Genomic DNA, 16,720 nt, shown 5'->3' with positions numbered 1-16,720 from the left:
GAGGCTACACCTCATGCCATTTAACAAGAAAAGCGTTCTTGCCCTCTGTGGCGCTGGCGCGCTGCTGTTCTCGATGTCTGCCCTGGCCAACAACCCGGCACCGACCGATCCGGATGATTCGGGCGGTGGTTCCGCCTATCAGCGCGGTCCGGATCCGTCCGTCAGCTTCCTCGAAGCCGATCGCGGTCAGTACAGCGTCCGTTCCAGCCGTGTCTCCAGCCTGGTCAGCGGCTTTGGCGGTGGCACCATTTACTATCCGACAGGCACCACTGGCACCATGGGTGCGGTCGTTGTTATTCCCGGTTTCGTTTCTGCCGAGTCTTCGATTGACTGGTGGGGCCCGAAACTGGCGTCCTATGGTTTCGTGGTCATGACCATTGACACCAACACCGGCTTTGATCAGCCGCCGAGCCGTGCGCGTCAGATCAATAACGCACTGGATTATCTGGTAAGCCAGAACAGCCGCAGCTCCAGCCCGGTTCGCGGCATGATCGACACCAATCGTCTGGGCGTCATTGGCTGGTCGATGGGCGGTGGCGGTACCCTGCGTGTTGCCAGTGAAGGCCGTATCAAGGCAGCCATTCCGCTGGCACCCTGGGACACAACCAGCTACTACGCCAGCCGCTCGCAGGCACCGACTCTGATCTTTGCCTGTGAGTCGGATGTGATCGCGCCGGTCTTCCAGCATGCATCACCGTTCTACAATTCGCTGCCGGCGAACATCGACAAGGCGTTCGTGGAAATTAACGGTGGCAGCCACTTCTGTGCCAATGGTGGCAGCATCTACAACGATGTGCTTGGCCGTCTGGGTGTTTCCTGGATGAAGCTGCATTTGGATGAAGACAATCGCTACAAGCAGTTCCTTTGTGGTCCGAACCACACTTCGGATTTCCAGATCTCCGATTATCGTGGCAACTGCCCGTACTGATCCTTCAGTTCAAGGAGCAGGCGTCGACCGCTAGTCGGGTCGGCGCCTTTTTTGTGGGTGTTGGTCAGGGCTTTGGCCGGTAGGCGCAGAAACCGGGGCGTGGCCCGATTTGCGGGTGATTGCGGCAGGTCGCCGGGCGTCTGTCGTAGACGGTGCAGCGGCGGCTGCGGGTATCGAGAAACAGGCAGTCGTCATTGCTCATGCGACTGAGCGTGAAAATGCCACTTTTCTGGTGAAAGCGCCCGACCACACCCTCCTTCTGCAAGCGTTTGGCGATGCGGCTGAGTGGCTCGCCGCGCTCGAATTCATCCACCAGTCCCAGGCGAATCAGGTCGTCCAGGCGAACCTCGACCGGCAGGGTGCAGCAGCCGGCGTTGCAGGTGTCGCACAGGCCCTTGCGGTACTTCTGCCAGGTATCGAGCCGATCAATGTCGGCTGCGGGAATCAGTTGTGGTTTCATGCGGCGCCTCAGAAATGAGGCGCGCAGTATAAAAGAGCCCGGCGCTGTGCTGAACCACCGGGCGTCGTGGTGTTATTCATCGAAAAAGAAGCGTTCTTCGCCGAAGGCGGGCTGCAGGTGGTTGAGCCAGGTGGCCTGCTCATCATATTTGGCAAAGAATGGGCGCTGTACCCAGTCGGGGTTGCGGCCCTGAATCATGCGCAGTGCGATGACCTTCTCGCCATTGATCTCGGTGACGCCCTGAACCTCAACCTTGCCAGGGTGCGAGCTCATGGAAGGACCGCGCGCGGTGCGGGCGATGCCGGATACCTGCTGCATGGCGTCGCGGTAAATCTCCCAGGCTTTGACCAGCGGCACTTCGAAGTAATGGCGGGCCCCGGTGTCGCGCTCAACGAACATGTAATAGGGGATGATGCCGAGCTCGACCTGGGTCTGCCAGAGGCGGGCCCAGACGCTGGCGTCATCGTTGATATGCGCCAGCAGCGGACCCTGGGCTCGAATCTGGGCGCCGGTCTGGCGGACCCGGCGGATCGCTTCGCGTGCGACTTCCGGTTCCAGCTCCTTCCAGTGGTTGTAGTGCGCCATCAGTGCCAGGTGTTTGCCGGCGGCCTGGATTTCGGCAAACAGGGCCAGCAGGTCCTCGGCATCGTCATCACTGACGAAGCGCTGTGGCCAGAATGTCAGCGCCTTGGTGCCGATGCGGATGGTGCGAACGTGAGCGAACTCGTCGCTGAGCAGCGGTTCGAGGTAGGCGCGCAGGTTACGGGTTTTCATCACCATCGGGTCGCCACCGGTGACCAGTACGTCGGTTACCTCTGGGTGCGCGCGCAGGTAGTCCTGCAGCTGATTGGACTCACGGGCAGCAATCTTCAGATCCTTGTCGCCGACAAACTGGGCCCAGCGAAAGCAGAAGGTGCAGTAGCTGTGGCATACCTGGCCGGAGCTGGGGAAGAACAGCACGGTCTCGCGGTACTTGTGCTGCAGGCCTTCCACCACCTCGCCATCCAGCTTGGGGATGTTGTGTTCCAGTTGGCCTGCCGGATGGGGATTCAGCTCGGCGCGGACCTCGCTGATCAGTGCCTTCAGGTCAGCGGCACCAAGCTCGTTGCGCATGGCATCGGCAACCCGCTGGTAGTGCTCGGGCTTGAGCATGCCGCGCTGCGGGAAGGTGAGTTGAAACATGGGGTCAGTCGGTACCTTTTGCCAGTCGATCAGCTCGTCAATGACGTACTGGTTGACCCGGAACGGCAGGACGCTGGCGACCACCTGCATTTCAAAGCGTTGTTCTGCGCTCAGTTGCTGTAGCTGCGGAATCTGGTCGAGTTGCTTGGCGGTGTAGACCTTGAAGCGCTGGTGGCTAAGCTGATTGATGTCGAAGTGATCAGGTGTGATCGACGTAACGGCGAGAAGATTGGATTTTGGCATAGCGGATCGTCTGTATCTTTCTTGTCAAAAGCAATAGGTCGCATCGGGCTGACTGCTGACAGGCAGTGCGCGAGCATGAAAGTAAGCCGATAAACTGGATTAAACGGCAAAAAACGCGTCGATCATTGGCTAAGTTGCAATGATCATAGTGATGGGCTGAATATTCAGCAGGCGCGCATGATAGCGAAATGATCTATTGATGTCTAAAAAATGACCTGATGCGTTGCCCTTGGTTATGTCGAGCAGCATGGGTGCGCGTGGAGAGACGAGCATGTTTACCTACATCACGCTGGGTACCAACAACCTGCCGCGGGCGGTCCGGTTTTACGATGAGCTGATGGCCACACTGGGGATCGAGCGCGTGCGCACGCCGGGCGAATCCAACTGGGACGGTTGGGCCGGCTGGGGCTACTACGAGAATCGGGGCGCCCGAGAGCTGGCACTCTGGCTGTGCGAACCCTTTGATGGGCGGCCCGCATCTGTCGGCAATGGTGTCATGGTCGCCTTTGCGGCGCCCGATTGGAAATCGGTACGCGCCTTCCACGCCGCCGCGCTGGCGAACGGCGGCAGCAGTGACGGCGAGCCCGCGCTGCGCGAGCACTATAATCCGGACTTCTACAGCGCCTATGTGCGCGATCCCGATGGCAACAAGCTGGCGGTGGTGTGTCGAGGTTATTTGCACGAGCCTGGCGAATGAGGTGACAGGCGTCAGGCTGCCCGACGTACCCCGATTCAAGGAGATTCCATGCTTTACGCACAGCTCACCATGTTGGCCCAATACAACCGGTGGATGAACCAGCGGCTCTACAGGCTCTGTGCCACGCTGGACGATGCCGAACGGCGCGCCCCCCCGTGGTGCCTTTTTCGGCTCCATTCATGGGACCCTCAATCACCTGCTGCTGGCCGACCACCTGTGGATGGGGCGCTTTAACGGCCAGCCTTTCTCTGCTCCGACGCTGGATGCTGAACTGTACGCCGACTTTACCGAGCTACGCGACGCGCGGGAGGTGATGGACGAACGGATAATCGAATGGGTAGGCAGTCTGTCTCCTTCCAGCCTGGATAGTGAGCTGCGCTATACCAGTCTGGTCAATCCGCAGCCGCGCTGCTATCCGCTGTGGTTGGCATTGACTCACTTTTTCAACCATCAGACCCACCACCGAGGCCAGCTCACTACGCTGTTATCGCAGTCGGGAACCGATCCGGGCGTGACTGATCTGATCCAGATGCCGGGAGTCAGCCCGGCCTCTGAAGTGATCAGTCAGGAGACGGTGATGACGGCGGCGGATGAAGTACTCGAATTCTGGTTTGGCGAGTTGCGGCCGGCCCAGTGGTGGCAAAAGGATCCGGCGCTCGATGGTCTTATTCGCAGTCGCTTTGGCGACCTGCACGAACGTGCGGTGCGCGGTGAACTGATGAACTGGCGGGCCAATGCGCTCGGGCGGCTGGCCGAGATCATCGTGCTGGACCAGTTCTCGCGCAATATCTGGCGCGATACGCCGCGGGCATTCGCCAGTGACGGTATGGCGCTGGTGCTGGCGCAGGAGGCGGTTGCCGAAGGTGCTGACCAGCAGCTGCCGGTGAAGTGGCGCGCCTTTTTGTACATGCCGTTCATGCATAGCGAGTCGCTGCGCATGCATGAACAGGCGATGAAACTGTTCAGTGCGCCGGGCCTGGAGGACAATCTGCGTTTCGAGCAGAGGCACAGGGATATCATCGAGCGTTTCGGTCGCTACCCTCACCGTAACGCGATTCTTGGCCGGCCATCGACGGCAGAAGAGGCGGCGTTCCTGCGCACCAAAGGCTCGAGCTTCTAGGCAACTGTATCGCCAGCAATGCAGCAAATTGTGCCGGGACGCCCCTGTGCCGGATCGCGTAAGTTGAACCTTTTTTACCGGAGACGTCTCATGCAACTGCCGATCTATCAGGTCGATGCCTTCACCGACATACTGTTTGGTGGCAATTACGCTGCCGTTGTGCCGCTGGCCGACTGGCTGCCGGCCGAGCTGATGCAGGCAGTTGCGGCCGAGAATAACCTGTCTGAAACCGCTTTTGTGGTCAGGCAGGCCGACGGCGGTTATGCCATCCGCTGGTTCTCGTCGTTGGCCGAGATTGATTTCTGCGGCCACGCTACGCTGGCCGCCGCGTTTGTTCTCTTCCGCTTGAACCCGGACGTTCCGGTGCTGCGTTTTCGGGCCGCAGCGGTCGGCGAGTTGAGTCTCAGCCGTGAAGACGATGGCCTCATCCATATGGATGCGCCACGGCTGGCGACAGAGCCGGTAGCCGAGCCGCCGGCGCTGTTGTTTGATGGTTTGTCGATCAGGCCGGATGCAGTGCTGGTTAGCCGCCAGGCGTGGCTTGCAGTCTATGCCGATGAGGGCCAGGTGCGAGCGGTCGAGCAGGATCCGGAGCTGATCCGGCAACTGGCACCGCGCGATGTGGTGGTCACCGCGCCCGGGCACGATGTGGACTTTGTCTCCCGCTATTTCTGGCCGGCCAATGGTGGCCTGGAAGACATGGTAACCGGCTCGATTCATGCCGGGCTGGCGCCCTACTGGGCGGAGCGACTTGGGCGTAACGAGTTGAAAGCGCTGCAGGCTTCGACCCGTGGTGGTGTGCTCTATTGCAAGGTGGAGGCGGAGCGGGTCCGCATCAGCGGCTACGCGGTACTCTACCTCGAAGGCTGTATTCATGTGCCCGACTGAGTCCCTGGTGACCCCGCCGGGAAAGTCGGATAGCTATGCTTGCAGCATTGAAATGAACACGGAGATGCAGAATGACATCAACAAAGGCGGCCCTGGCAGCCGGGCTGATCAGTGCAGTGTCACTGGCAGGCTGCAGTAACCTTGAGTCAACGGAGCCGGCTGTGGCCGCATCCGAGCAGGGTATTCCGCAGCGCGGTGTGATGATTTTGCAGTGTGGCGGTTCGCCGGTTCGGGTCACCCTGACCGGCGAGCAGGCGCTGATCGAAGCAATGCAGGGCCGCTTCCTGCTGGAGCGCGTGGTGACTGCCTCGGGTGCCCGGTACGAAGCGCCTGATGACAGTTCGACCAGTTTCTGGAACAAGGGCGACAAGGGCCTGCTGACCATTCGCGGTGAAAGCCTGCCCGAGTGCGAGCCAGCCGGTGCACTGGTGCTGCAGGCCGGTGAATGGCTCGTGGAGGACATCAATCGCGGGGGCATCATCGACCGCTCACGAGTGACGCTCAACTTCGGCAACGACGGTCGCGTGTCGGGTCGGGCCAGTTGCAACAATTATGTCGGTGCCTATCAGGTTGATGGCCGCACTCTGCAACTGAGCCAGTTGGCGACCACCCGGCGAGCCTGCGCGCCGGCGCTGAACGAGCAGGAGACCCGCTTTGTGCAGACGCTGGAGCAGATCAGTCGTTTTCATCTGGATGAAACCGGTGCGCTGATCCTTGAGGGTGATGAGGGCGGTTCCCTGAAGGCTCGGCTGGAGTAAGATGGCAGCGTCCGGCCCGGTAGCGGGCCGGTTCACCAAAACCATAACAACGGAGTACCGTGATGCTGCTGCTGATTCTGGGCCTGATTCTGTTTCTGGGCATGCACTCCGCCCGCCTGTTTGCCGCTGAAAAACGCGCGTCCTTCATTGCCGCCAGGGGACCATTGGCCTGGAAGGGTATTTACGCACTGGTCTCGATCATCGGTTTTGTACTGATCATCTACGGCTACGGCCAGGCCCGCGTGAGCCCCACCTGGCTGTGGATCTCGCCGGTGTGGACGCGCCATCTGGCTGCGCTGCTGACCATCCCCGCATTTATTCTCATCGCTGCGACCTATGTTCCCGGCTCCTGCATCAAGGCGCGGGTTGGCCATCCGATGCTGCTGGGCGTGAAGTTCTGGGCGCTGGCGCACCTGATTGCCAACGGCACGTTGGCGGATCTGCTGCTGTTCGGCGGCTTCCTGGCCTGGGCCACCGCGCTGTTTGTGGTCTCACGCAAGCGTGATCGCGCTGCCGGTGTCGGCTACGGCAAGGGCAAGCCGGTGATGGACGCGGTGGTTGTGGTGGTTGGTCTGGTGGCCTGGGCGGCCTTTGCTTTCTACCTGCATGGCGCCTGGATCGGGGTCAAGCCGATGGGAGTGTGATTCCAGCAGGCATGAAAACCCGTAGTGATGCGGGTTTTTTGTTGTTTGGTCGGGAGCTTCAAGGTGATCTTCCCTTTCGTTTGACCGTTTCCTGCACTGAGCTGTTGCCGAGTTAGACTTTCGCCTTCCCGGCGAGCCAAGGGGGGCTGCTTGCCCAGCCCCCCTTAGCAATCCCCCCGGGCACCCGACTACGCGGCCCTGCGGGTTCGCTGCGTTGCTCGATTTATCGGGGAGCCACAAAACTCGGGGGCTCCGCCCCCTCAGACATCCTGTGGCTCTTTTTCCCGACAAATCTGCGCTACTCGCCCGCGTAAACGGGATGAACCCCGGTGCCCACTCCACCATGCGAGCATTTGGCAAATCGCTCTGGATTTGTACTACGGTGCATCTCCTGTGCCTGATCGGCAAATCAACAAAAAACCGCATCACTGCGGTTTTTTGTTGGCTAGGACAGCTCCGGTCTTATTGTCCGGTCTTGATCTTGTTCCAGGCACGGGTACGCACGCGCTCGGCGGCCAGGGGCAGCGGCTTGAGGGTAAACAGGCGGGCCTGTACCTCGGCCGGCGGATAGGCACCGGGGTTGTTGCGCAGGCTTTCATTGACCAGTTCGGTTGCCGCAGCGTTGGGGTTGGCGTAGCCCACCAGGTTGCTGATTTCGGCAACGACTTCGGGTTTGAGCAGGTAGTTGATGAAGGCGTGGGCCGCAGCCGGATTGGGTGCGTCCTTCGGAATCGCCATCAGGTCGAACCAGACCTGTGCGCCTTCCTTGGGAATGCGGTACTCAAGGTGGACGCCATTGTTGGCTTCCTGCGCACGGGAGTTGGCCTGCAGGATGCTGCCGGACCAGGCGACTGCTACGCAGATTTCGCCGTTGGCGATGTCGTTGAGAAAGCGCGAGGAGTTGAAGTAGCGCACATACGGCTGGATCTTGCTCATCATGGCGACTGCGGCGTCGTAGTCTTCGCTCTTGGTGCTGTTCGGGTCCAGACCCAGGTAGTGCAGCGCGCCCGGCAGAATTTCTGACGGCGAGTCGAGGAAGGCAACGCCGCACTCGGCCAGCTTTTCCATGTTTGCCGGGTCGAATACCAGCGCCCAGGAGTCGACTGGCGCATCGTCACCCAGCACCGCGCGGACTTTCTCCGGGTTGTAGCCGATGCCGTTGGTGCCCCACATGTAGGGCACGGCGTACTGGTTGCCCGGGTCGCTGCCTTCGAGCACCTTCATCAGGTCCTGATTGAGGTTGCCAAGGTTTGGCAGCAGGCTCTTGTCCAGCGCCTGAAAGGCGCCTGCCTGGCGCTGCTTGGCGAGAAAGCTGTCGCTTGGCACCACCACGTCGTAGCCGGACTGGCCCGACAGCAGCTTGGCTTCCAGCACCTCGTTGGAGTCGAAGGTGTCGAGTGTCGGGGCGATACCGGTTTCCGCCTGGAAGCCGTCCAGAGTCGCCTGCGGGGTGTAGTCGAACCAGTTGTAGATCTTCACCTGATCGGCTGCCAGCGCACTGAATGACAGCGCCGCCAGCGGGGCGATCAGCCCCAGTTTGCTTGCCAGTTTCATTGTGCTTCTCCTTGAGTTGTGACGGTTGCGTCAAAAGCGGTGAGGACGTTGACAGCGTTGATGCCGATCTCTTCCACGGCGTAGCCGCCCTCCATGACAAACAGTGTTGGCAGCCCCAGCCCGGCAATCAGCTCGCCCATCTTCAGATAGTCGGGGCTGTCGAGCTTGAAGCTGGAGATCGGGTCGGCCATGTAGGTGTCTACGCCGAGCGAGACGATCAGATAATCTGCGCCGAAGCCGACGATTTGCCGCAGCGCGTCGCGCAGGGCCTGCGACCAGACACTCCAGTCGCTGCCGGCAGGCAGAGGGTAATTGTGGTTGTAGCCGAGGCCGGTACCTTCACCGCGCTCGTCGGCGTAGCCGGCAAAGCACGGATACTCGTTGCGCGGGTCGCCGTGAATCGAGGTGAACAGCACGTCCGGGCGCTGATAGAAGATGTCCTGGGTACCGTTGCCGTGGTGGAAGTCGACATCAAGGATGGCGACCTTGCTGGCGCCCTGGTCGAGCATGGCCTGGGCGGCAATCGCCGCGTTATTCAGGTAGCAGTAGCCGCCCATATAGTCGATACCGGCGTGGTGCCCGGGTGGGCGACACAGGGCGAAGGCGCTGCGCGCACCGGCGCACAGGTGCGCCTGGGCGCTGAGCGCGACCTGCGCGCTGCTGTAGATCGCCTGCCAGCTGCCGGCGGTCAGCGGCGCACCGGCATCAAAGCTGTAGTATCCGAGCTGGCCGTCGATGTCATCGGGGCAGCGCGGCGGCATGCGGCGCGGTGGCCAGGCCAGCGGCAGCATGTCGTGGCTGCGGCCCAGTGCACTCCAGCGTTGCCAGGCGTGCTGGATAAAGTCGACAAACTCCGGGCTGTGGATGCGCTTGATCGGCGCCAGACCGAAGTCCTGCGGCTCGCAGATTGGCCCCAATCCGGTTCGCTTCACCTGCTCCAGCACCATATCGGCGCGCGAGGGTTTCTCGAAGCAGGGCATAAGCTGGCCATTGTTCAATTCGGCTTTGGCGTGGTGCAGGCGATGATCGTCGCTGTAGAACGTCCGCATGATGAATCCTGTGGCTGGTGAGTCGGTTGCCTTCGATCATGGCGTGCACCGTAGCCTCGGGAAATGCTGCAGAGGGACAGAAAAGGGATCGAAACGGACAGACGATTGACCGCCGAGGTCCGCTTGTGCCCTGGTCAGAATGGGGCGTGCTGGTGTGGCTGACTCTGACGCCAGGCCCGCGGCGTGGTGCCGGACCAGCGCTGGAAGGCGTGGCGGAAGCTGGCGGTTTCGCTGAAGCCGAGCTGTTCGGCGATGGCGTAGATCGGCAGCTGCTCGCGGTTGAGCAGCAGCTTGGCGCGCTGGAACCGCAGCCGGTCAAGCAGTTGCTGGTAGCCGCAGCCGGCACGCTGCAGGTGCCGACGCAGGGTGCGGGTGGTGCAGTGCATCTGATTGGCCAACTGCTCCAGCGTTGGCGGCGCTTCGAGCTGTTGCTCCAGCTGCGCGCTGAGCTGACTGACCAGCGCCGAGGGTTCCGGCCGGAAACTGTCCTGCACGGTCTGGCAGTGGCGTTTGGCTTCAAAGTGGGTGAGGGGTTCGGCCAGTGGCAATGTCGCATTCAAGGTGTCAGCGGCAAACACCAGGCGCTCGGCGTCCTGGTCGCACAGCAGGGGGCAGTCACCCAGATAGGTCCGATAGTGGTCACTGTGAGCAGGGGGATTACTGCTCAAGTGTACGGCCTCCAGTTGCAGCCTGGCACCCAGCGCATCATCCAGCATGGCCTTGATCGAGGACAGGCACAGCTCGACGTTGAACAGCCGCAGTGCCGGTGATTCGTGATAGTGATCGGCGCGCAGTGCCAGTTGGCCATTCGGCAGGGTTTCCAGCTGCAACCGGAAGTAACTGCCGAGCAGCACCGGAAAGGCCAGCATGACTTGCAAGGCATCAAGCAGGGTCGGTGCCGACAGCATCGCGTAACCCAGTTGGCCATAGGCCGATACCCGCATGCGCTGGCCGAGCTTGAGGCCGATCAGCGGGTCGCCGGTCAGTGCGACCGTATTGGCGAAGACGGCCTGCTCCTGCTCAGGGGTGATCAGCAGGGCGGGGGTTTGCAGGTCCGCCGAGCTGAGCCCGGAACCGGCCAGGACAGGTTCAACAGGCAGATGGTGTTCTTCCAGCCAACTGGCGATCAGGCAGGTGCTCTGCAGGCTGATCAATCTGCGGTCGGGTGCCTGGCAGGCGGTATCGGGTCGAATCATGTGATTGCACTCGTGTGATGCCTGTTGCCAGTGAAGCACAAAGAGTGCCAGTCATTCTGTTTGTTCGGTAAAGCCGATAAGCAAAACAGGAATTATGCGCTTATATCGATATTAAAGATCATTAGAATGAAATGGAATTTATCGCTGGAGTGCCGCCATGCCCCGCATGCCATTCAACACCCTGTGCTGCCGCCCGCTCGTGCAGTTGAGCCACCCAAGGGAGGTCGTTCGTCAGTTCACCCCAAACTGGTTTGCCGTCACCATGGGCACAGGCATTCTGTCGGCTGCGCTGCCGCACCTTGGGTTGCCGGGCGCGGCATTACTGGGTCAGACGCTGTGGCTGCTGAACCTGCTGCTGTTTGCGTTGTTCTTCGGGCTGTATGCCGCCCGCTGGCTGCTGTATTTCAATGAGGCGCGGCGTATCTTCGGCCACGCTACCGTATCGATGTTTATCGGTACCATTCCGATGGGGTTGGCCACCCTGATCAACGGCCTGCCGAGTCACGGTGTCGCCCTCTGGGGCGAGGCCGCGATGACGCTGGCGTTGCCTCTGTGGTGGCTGGATGTGGCGTTGGCGTTGGCCTGCGGTGTTGGCATTCCCTATCTGATGTTCACCCGCCAGGAGCACAGTATCGACCAGATGACCGCGGTCTGGCTGTTGCCGGTGGTGGCTGCCGAGGTCGCCGCGGCGAGTGGCGGATTGCTGATTCCCTGGCTGGCAGCCGAGCAGGCCTATGCGGTACTGGTGACCAGCTACGTGCTCTGGGCCTGCTCGGTGCCGGTCGCCCTGAGTATTCTGGTGATCCTTCTGCTGCGTATGGCGGTCCACAAGTTGCCGCACCGCAATATGGCGGCCTCCAGTCTGTTGGCATTGGGCCCCCTGGGGACCGGTGCGCTCGGGCTGTTGCTGCTGGGTCAGGCAGCAACAGAGGTCTTTGCCGCTCAGGGGCTTTCCAGCGTCGGTGTGGTGGCACACGGCCTTGGGATAGTCGGCGGGTTACTGCTCTGGGGGCTGGGTTTGTGGTGGCTGTTGCTGGCGCTGCTGATCATTTGCCGTTACCTGCGTGAGGGCATGCCGTTCAACCTCGGCTGGTGGGCCTTTACCTTTCCGCTCGGGGTGTATGCGCTGGCGACCCTGACTCTGGGGCAAATGCTGCAGCTCGCCTTTTTTTCGCGCCTTGGAGCCGGGTTGGTCGGCCTGCTGGCACTGCTCTGGGTGCTGGTGATGGCTGCAACCCTGCGTGGCGCCTGGCGTGGCGAGCTTTTTGTCTCGCCCTGCATTGCCGATCAGGTGGGAGTGCCGGTGCGCTGACCGTGCAGCGCCGCAGCGGATATGTTATCAATCCTCAGGCGCGATGCCCCTGCTGATAAGGATGAGTCCATGCAACCGACTGCGATTCCAACACGTTATCTTACCTGGCTGTTGTGCGTGCTCGGTGCGTTGATCAGTCTGGCTCTGACTGCATTGTCGGCACTCTGGTGGCTGCTGGCGGCACCGCTGCTGGTGTTGGCCCTGGTCGGGCTTTGGGACGTAACTCAGCGTCGGCACACGATCAGCCGAAATTACCCGGTGCTGGCGCACCTGCGCTATCTGCTGGAGTCGATCGGGCCTGAGCTGCGCCAGTACTTTATCCAGTCCGACACCGATGAGCTGCCGTTTTCCCGCGAGCAGCGTAACGTGGTCTATCAGCGCGCCAAGAATGTGCTGGACAAGAAACCCTTTGGCTCGCTGATGTCGATGAACGCAGAGGGTTACGAGTGGCTCAATCATTCGCTGGCGCCGGTACAGATTGCGGACAGCAACTTCCGGGTGCGGGTTGGCAGCCATCCGAAGACCACCCAGCCCTATGATGTCAGCGTATTCAACATCTCGGCGATGAGCTTCGGCTCGCTGTCGGCCAACGCGATTCTGGCGCTCAATACCGGAGCCAGGAAGGGCGGCTTCTACCACGACACCGGCGAGGGGTCGATCTCGCGCTACCACCTGCGCCCCGGCGGTGATCTGGTCTGGGAAATCGGTTCCGGCTACTTCGGCTGTCGCACTCCGGATGGCGGCTTTGATGCCGAGCTGTTCGAGCGCAATGCCCGGTTACCGCAGGTCAAGATGATCGAAATCAAGCTGTCCCAGGGCGCCAAACCCGGGCATGGCGGCATTCTGCCCGGGGCCAAGGTCTCCGCCGAGATTGCCGAGGCCCGTGGTGTGCCGCAGGGGCAGGATGTGGTGTCGCCCGCGGCCCACACGGCGTTTCATACCCCACTGGAATTGATGGCGTTCATTGCCAGGCTGCGTGAGCTGTCGGGCGGCAAGCCGGTCGGCTTCAAGCTGGCCATCGGGCACCCGTGGGAGTGGTTCGGCATCGTCAAGGCGATGCTGGAGACGGGTGAGCATCCGGACTTTATCGTGGTCGATGGCGGTGAGGGTGGCACTGGTGCTGCGCCGCTGGAGTTCATCAACCGGCTTGGGACGCCGATGACCGATGGCCTGCTGCTGGTGCATAACACCCTGGTCGGGGCCAATCTTAGGGAAAAAATTCATATCGGTGCTGCCGGCAAGATCACCTCGGCGTTCAATATTGCCCGTACCCTGGCGATCGGCGCCGACTGGTGCAATGCGGCCCGTGGCTACATGTTCGCCCTGGGCTGTATCCAGAGCCTGAGCTGCCACAGTGGCAAGTGCCCCAGCGGTGTCGCCACCCAGGACCCTAGCCGCAGCGCCCGGCTGGATGTGGCCGACAAGAGCGAACGGGTCTACCACTTCCACCGCAATACCGTGCTGGCGCTGGCGCATATGCTGGAGGCAGCCGGGCTGAAACATCCGAGTGAGCTGGGCCCTGAACATGTGATTCGGCGTGTGTCGCGCTACGAAGTGCGGCCCTATAGCGAGTTGTTCGAGTTTCTTGAGCCGGGCGTATTGCTGGATGGCCGGGCAGAACTGCACCTGTTCAAAAAGTACTGGGCCCAGGCCCGCGCTGACAGCTTTGCGCCGCCGGACTACATGCTCAAGCTGCGGGAGACCAAGCTGCGCTGAGCGTTGGCGTCACGCGTGCTCACTGGCCGCTTGCTGCGCCAGCATGGCAAAGGTGGCCAGCCAGTGGCTGCCCATGTAGTCGTCCTCAAGGTGATTGATTGCCGCGGCGAGATGGGCTTCGGCCACGGTCAGCAATGTGGGCCGTGCGGCTGATAGCTGAAACCAGCACCAGGCGCGGCTGAGGTTGAGGCCATCGAGATGGGCGAGCTTGCCGTCGCTGCGTTCACTGACGTTAACCGCCCGGAACAGGGTGGTCGGCTGCTGTGCGGCCAGGTCCGGCAGAAAGGCATCCAGCCAGTCGGCGAAGGTGTTCCCGTCCATGACTTGTTGCATCAGCACCGCCTGCTGCAGTGTCGGAGAGAGAAAGTCCTCACCGCTCGGCTCGCCCCAGGCCGGGCAGCCGCGATCGTTGGCAAACCACGTCAGGCTGCGCTCGCGCAGCAGGCGCTCCAGTTGCTGGTCCTGCGCCATTCTGGCGTATTCGAGGTAGAGCAGCAGGGCGAAGGCGGTGTTGTTATGCTGACCGCTGCGGATGGGGTAGAGCAGGCGCGGCAGGTAGTCCAGCAGGCGCCGACGAATCAAGTCTGCCAACGGTTGCAGCGTTGCTGCGCCGCGCCGCGCTGTCGGCTCGCTGCTGCGCAGCAGTTCGGCCTGCAGCATCAGCAGCCAGGCCCAGCCGTAGGGGCGCTCAAAGCCTTGTCCCTGACGCTCGAAGGTGGTTATTTCAGCGGCGACTGCGTCGTCAGTGATCTGCTTGAGGCGCTGGCGAATGGCGACTGCCTCGGGCAGGTCGGGGGCTCGGTTCAGCACCCTCACCAACAGCCAGTGGCTATGCACGCAGGAGTGCCAGTCATAGCTGCCGCAGAACAGCGGATGGGCCTGCTCGGGTGGTTGCCAGTCGGCTGCACAGTTCAGTCGTTGCGGGCCGCTGTGCGGATAGACGCGGGTGATATGAGCAAGGGCGATGCGTGCCAGAGCGGCGTGATCCGGCTTGGCTGGCATCTCAGCGTACCGGTTGCCAGTTGATGTCACGCAGCAGCCAGCGGCCGTCGACGTCCTCCCACAGCAGGCGAATATCATACTGGCCGGCGCTGTTGGGGATCAGCCGCTCGGCGCCGGTCAGGGTGACGCGGGCCTCGCTTTCGGCACGTTGTTCGTAGCCTGGGTCGATCTCGGTGCGCTGCTGGGTGACCAGCACGTTGATGCGCTGATTGCGCAAGAACATCAGCCGCAGGGTGCGGTCGGCCCAGTCCTGGTCGTACTGACTCTGGGCGATAAACTCGGGATGCAGCAGGTCCATGACGGCGCTGCGGTCGCGCTCCTCGATCCCGCTCTGCAGCTGCTCGATGGCCTGATTCAGGCGCTGGTCCGGGCTGGAAGCCCCGCACCCCAACAGGCTCAGTGCAAGCAGGGCGGCAAGCAGAAAACGCATAGGTGACAGCGGCCTCGCGGGTCAGTAATGTTGGGGCTTCCAATGTAAGGAGCGCGGCGCACTCGTGCCGGTTCAGGGAGCCATCATGCAGCTGTTGTATCCGGAGATCAAACCCTACGCCCGCCACGAACTGGCGGTCACCCCTCCCCATGTTCTCTATGCCGATGAAAGCGGTCAGCCCGATGGCCTGCCGGTAGTATTCATCCATGGCGGACCCGGGGCCGGGTGCGATGCGCTCAGTCGCCGCTTCTTCGATCCGTCGATCTATCGAATTGTCACCTTTGACCAGCGCGGCTGTGGCCGCTCCACCCCGCACGGCAGTCTGGAGAACAACACCACCGCCGATCTGGTCGCCGATATGGAAACCCTTCGCGAGCACCTTGGGATCGACAAGTGGGTGCTGTTCGGCGGTTCCTGGGGCTCGACGCTGGCACTGGCCTACGCCCAGGCGCACCCGGACCGGGTAATGGGCATGGTGCTGCGCGGCATCTTCCTGTGCCGCGAGCAGGACATCCACTGGTTCTATCAGGAGGGCGCCAGCCATGTGTTCCCCGATTACTGGGAAGACTATCTGAGCCTGATTCCCGAGGAAGAGCGTGCCGATATGGTGGCCGCCTACTACCGCCGGCTGACCGGTGACGACGAGATTTGTCGCATGCACGCGGCCAAGGCCTGGTCGGTCTGGGAGGGGCGCTGCGCCACGCTCAGGCCCAGCCCGCAGGTGATCGAACGGTTCAGTGACGCACGCCGCGCCTACGCGATTGCCCGCATCGAGTGTCACTACTTCGCCAACAAAACCTTCCTGGCCCCCAACCAGCTGCTCGACAAAATGGACCGGATTGCCCATATCCCGGGCATCATCGTGCATGGCCGCTACGACATGGTCTGCCCGCTGGACAACGCCCACGCGCTGCATCAGCGCTGGCCGGGCAGTGAGCTGAACATCATTCGCGATGCCGGCCACGCCGCCTCCGAGCCGGGCATCGCCGACGCGCTGGTGCGTGCTACCGGCGATATGGCGCGCCGGCTGCTCAATCTGACGCCGCAGGCCGAGTGACATGAAGGGATTGCTGCAACGGGTCAGTCAGGCCCGGGTCGAGGTTGAGGGAGAGATTGTCGGCTCGATTGATCAGGGACTGCTGGTGCTGGTCGGCATCGAACCGCAGGACGACGAGGCCAGCGCCGACAAACTGCTCAAGCGACTGCTCGAATACCGGGTATTCACCGATGTCGACGGTCGCATGAACGACTCGCTGACCGACGTGCAGGGCGGGCTGCTGTTGGTATCACAGTTCACCCTGGCCGCCGACACCCGCAAGGGCCGCCGCCCCGGTTTCTCCACCGCTGCGCCGCCGGACCGTGCCGAGGTGCTGTTCAACTATCTGGTGACTCAGGCACGTGCGCAGCACCCACAGGTCGCAACCGGTCGTTTTGGCGCCGATATGCAGGTGCATCTGGTCAACGACGGGCCGGTGACGTTTCTGCTTGAGGTCTGAACCGCTGGCGTCGGGACAACGCCGCGCGGGCAGGTTGCGTTACTA

Annotated in this window: 17 protein-coding genes; 10 read left to right on the top strand and 7 right to left on the bottom strand. The window is 62.0% G+C overall.

The genetic code is table 11. From position 1 onward, the window contains the following. Positions 1-13: 13 nt before the first annotated feature. Positions 14-928: an alpha/beta hydrolase family protein gene (locus tag ACZ5WQ_RS12710; RefSeq protein WP_464382426.1), complete on the top strand. Its 915-nt coding sequence runs from the start codon at positions 14-16 to the stop codon at positions 926-928. A gap of 64 nt (positions 929-992) precedes the next feature. Here ACZ5WQ_RS12710 and ACZ5WQ_RS12705 read toward each other — a convergent pair whose 3' ends face one another. Together ACZ5WQ_RS12705 and ACZ5WQ_RS12700 are read right to left on the bottom strand one after the other, a co-directional pair. Continuing rightward, positions 993-1,388 (bottom strand): YkgJ family cysteine cluster protein, encoded by a 396-nt coding sequence (locus ACZ5WQ_RS12705; protein WP_464382425.1) that lies wholly within the window; start codon positions 1,386-1,388, stop codon positions 993-995. A gap of 72 nt (positions 1,389-1,460) precedes the next feature. After that, complete coding sequence (locus ACZ5WQ_RS12700; protein WP_266101865.1) at positions 1,461-2,813, bottom strand: KamA family radical SAM protein; 1,353 nt, start codon at positions 2,811-2,813, stop codon at positions 1,461-1,463. Between the two features lie 271 nt (positions 2,814-3,084). Here ACZ5WQ_RS12700 and ACZ5WQ_RS12695 point away from each other — a divergent pair, with 271 nt between their 5' ends. The 5 genes from ACZ5WQ_RS12695 (at position 3,085) to ACZ5WQ_RS12675 (ending at position 6,920) form a co-directional block, all read left to right on the top strand. Next, positions 3,085-3,510 carry a VOC family protein gene (locus tag ACZ5WQ_RS12695; protein WP_088276088.1) on the top strand — a complete coding sequence of 142 codons (426 nt, stop codon included), beginning with the start codon at positions 3,085-3,087 and terminating at the stop codon, positions 3,508-3,510. A 118-nt stretch (positions 3,511-3,628) separates the two neighbouring features. Further along, complete coding sequence (locus ACZ5WQ_RS12690) at positions 3,629-4,630, top strand: DUF924 family protein (RefSeq protein WP_464382424.1); 1,002 nt, start codon at positions 3,629-3,631, stop codon at positions 4,628-4,630. Positions 4,631-4,720: 90 nt separating this feature from the next. Then, positions 4,721-5,518 (top strand): PhzF family phenazine biosynthesis protein, encoded by a 798-nt coding sequence (locus ACZ5WQ_RS12685; RefSeq protein WP_464382423.1) that lies wholly within the window; start codon positions 4,721-4,723, stop codon positions 5,516-5,518. A 71-nt stretch (positions 5,519-5,589) separates the two neighbouring features. Next, positions 5,590-6,276 (top strand): META domain-containing protein, encoded by a 687-nt coding sequence (locus ACZ5WQ_RS12680; protein ID WP_464382422.1) that lies wholly within the window; start codon positions 5,590-5,592, stop codon positions 6,274-6,276. 62 nt (positions 6,277-6,338) lie between these two features. Continuing rightward, positions 6,339-6,920, top strand: a complete 582-nt coding sequence (locus tag ACZ5WQ_RS12675) for an NnrU family protein (protein WP_228247069.1) — start codon at positions 6,339-6,341, stop codon at positions 6,918-6,920. A gap of 462 nt (positions 6,921-7,382) precedes the next feature. Here ACZ5WQ_RS12675 and ACZ5WQ_RS12670 read toward each other — a convergent pair whose 3' ends face one another. The 3 genes from ACZ5WQ_RS12670 to ACZ5WQ_RS12660 all read right to left on the bottom strand — a co-directional run bounded on the left by ACZ5WQ_RS12670 (position 7,383) and on the right by ACZ5WQ_RS12660 (position 10,719). Next, positions 7,383-8,474, bottom strand: a complete 1,092-nt coding sequence (locus tag ACZ5WQ_RS12670; protein WP_464382421.1) for a polyamine ABC transporter substrate-binding protein — start codon at positions 8,472-8,474, stop codon at positions 7,383-7,385. After that, positions 8,471-9,523: a histone deacetylase family protein gene (locus tag ACZ5WQ_RS12665; protein ID WP_464382420.1), complete on the bottom strand. Its 1,053-nt coding sequence runs from the start codon at positions 9,521-9,523 to the stop codon at positions 8,471-8,473. Before ACZ5WQ_RS12665 ends, ACZ5WQ_RS12670 begins: the two co-directional genes overlap by 4 nt. Before the next feature lie 134 nt (positions 9,524-9,657). Continuing rightward, positions 9,658-10,719: an AraC family transcriptional regulator gene (locus ACZ5WQ_RS12660; RefSeq protein ID WP_464382419.1), complete on the bottom strand. Its 1,062-nt coding sequence runs from the start codon at positions 10,717-10,719 to the stop codon at positions 9,658-9,660. Between the two features lie 157 nt (positions 10,720-10,876). Between ACZ5WQ_RS12660 and ACZ5WQ_RS12655 the strand changes: the two genes are divergently transcribed. Continuing rightward, a complete protein-coding gene (locus ACZ5WQ_RS12655; RefSeq protein WP_228247065.1) occupies positions 10,877-12,031 on the top strand; it encodes an SLAC1 family transporter in 1,155 nt (384 codons plus the stop codon). A gap of 69 nt (positions 12,032-12,100) precedes the next feature. Next, positions 12,101-13,747 (top strand): FMN-binding glutamate synthase family protein, encoded by a 1,647-nt coding sequence (locus ACZ5WQ_RS12650; protein ID WP_464382418.1) that lies wholly within the window; start codon positions 12,101-12,103, stop codon positions 13,745-13,747. A 9-nt stretch (positions 13,748-13,756) separates the two neighbouring features. On the opposite strand, the gene ACZ5WQ_RS12645 is transcribed toward ACZ5WQ_RS12650, so the two are convergent. Both ACZ5WQ_RS12645 and ACZ5WQ_RS12640 read right to left on the bottom strand, forming a co-directional pair. Further along, the gene (locus ACZ5WQ_RS12645) at positions 13,757-14,749 is read right to left on the bottom strand and encodes a DUF2891 domain-containing protein (protein ID WP_464382417.1); all 993 of its coding nucleotides are present in this window, start codon (positions 14,747-14,749) and stop codon (positions 13,757-13,759) included. 1 nt (position 14,750) lies between these two features. Further along, positions 14,751-15,179 (bottom strand): hypothetical protein, encoded by a 429-nt coding sequence (locus ACZ5WQ_RS12640; protein WP_228247062.1) that lies wholly within the window; start codon positions 15,177-15,179, stop codon positions 14,751-14,753. 85 nt (positions 15,180-15,264) lie between these two features. Between ACZ5WQ_RS12640 and pip the strand changes: the two genes are divergently transcribed. Both pip and dtd read left to right on the top strand, forming a co-directional pair. Continuing rightward, positions 15,265-16,236 (top strand): prolyl aminopeptidase, encoded by a 972-nt coding sequence (pip, locus tag ACZ5WQ_RS12635; RefSeq protein ID WP_464382416.1) that lies wholly within the window; start codon positions 15,265-15,267, stop codon positions 16,234-16,236. Between the two features lies 1 nt (position 16,237). Continuing rightward, entirely contained in the window at positions 16,238-16,675 is a 438-nt protein-coding gene (dtd, locus tag ACZ5WQ_RS12630) for a D-aminoacyl-tRNA deacylase (protein ID WP_464382415.1), read from the top strand. The last annotated feature ends 45 nt before the right edge of the window (positions 16,676-16,720 follow it).

Source organism: Halopseudomonas sp. T1L2, from assembly GCF_055397385.1.
The sequence above is the reverse complement of the archived record's forward strand: the minus strand, read 5'-3'. Positions and strand labels throughout refer to the sequence as shown.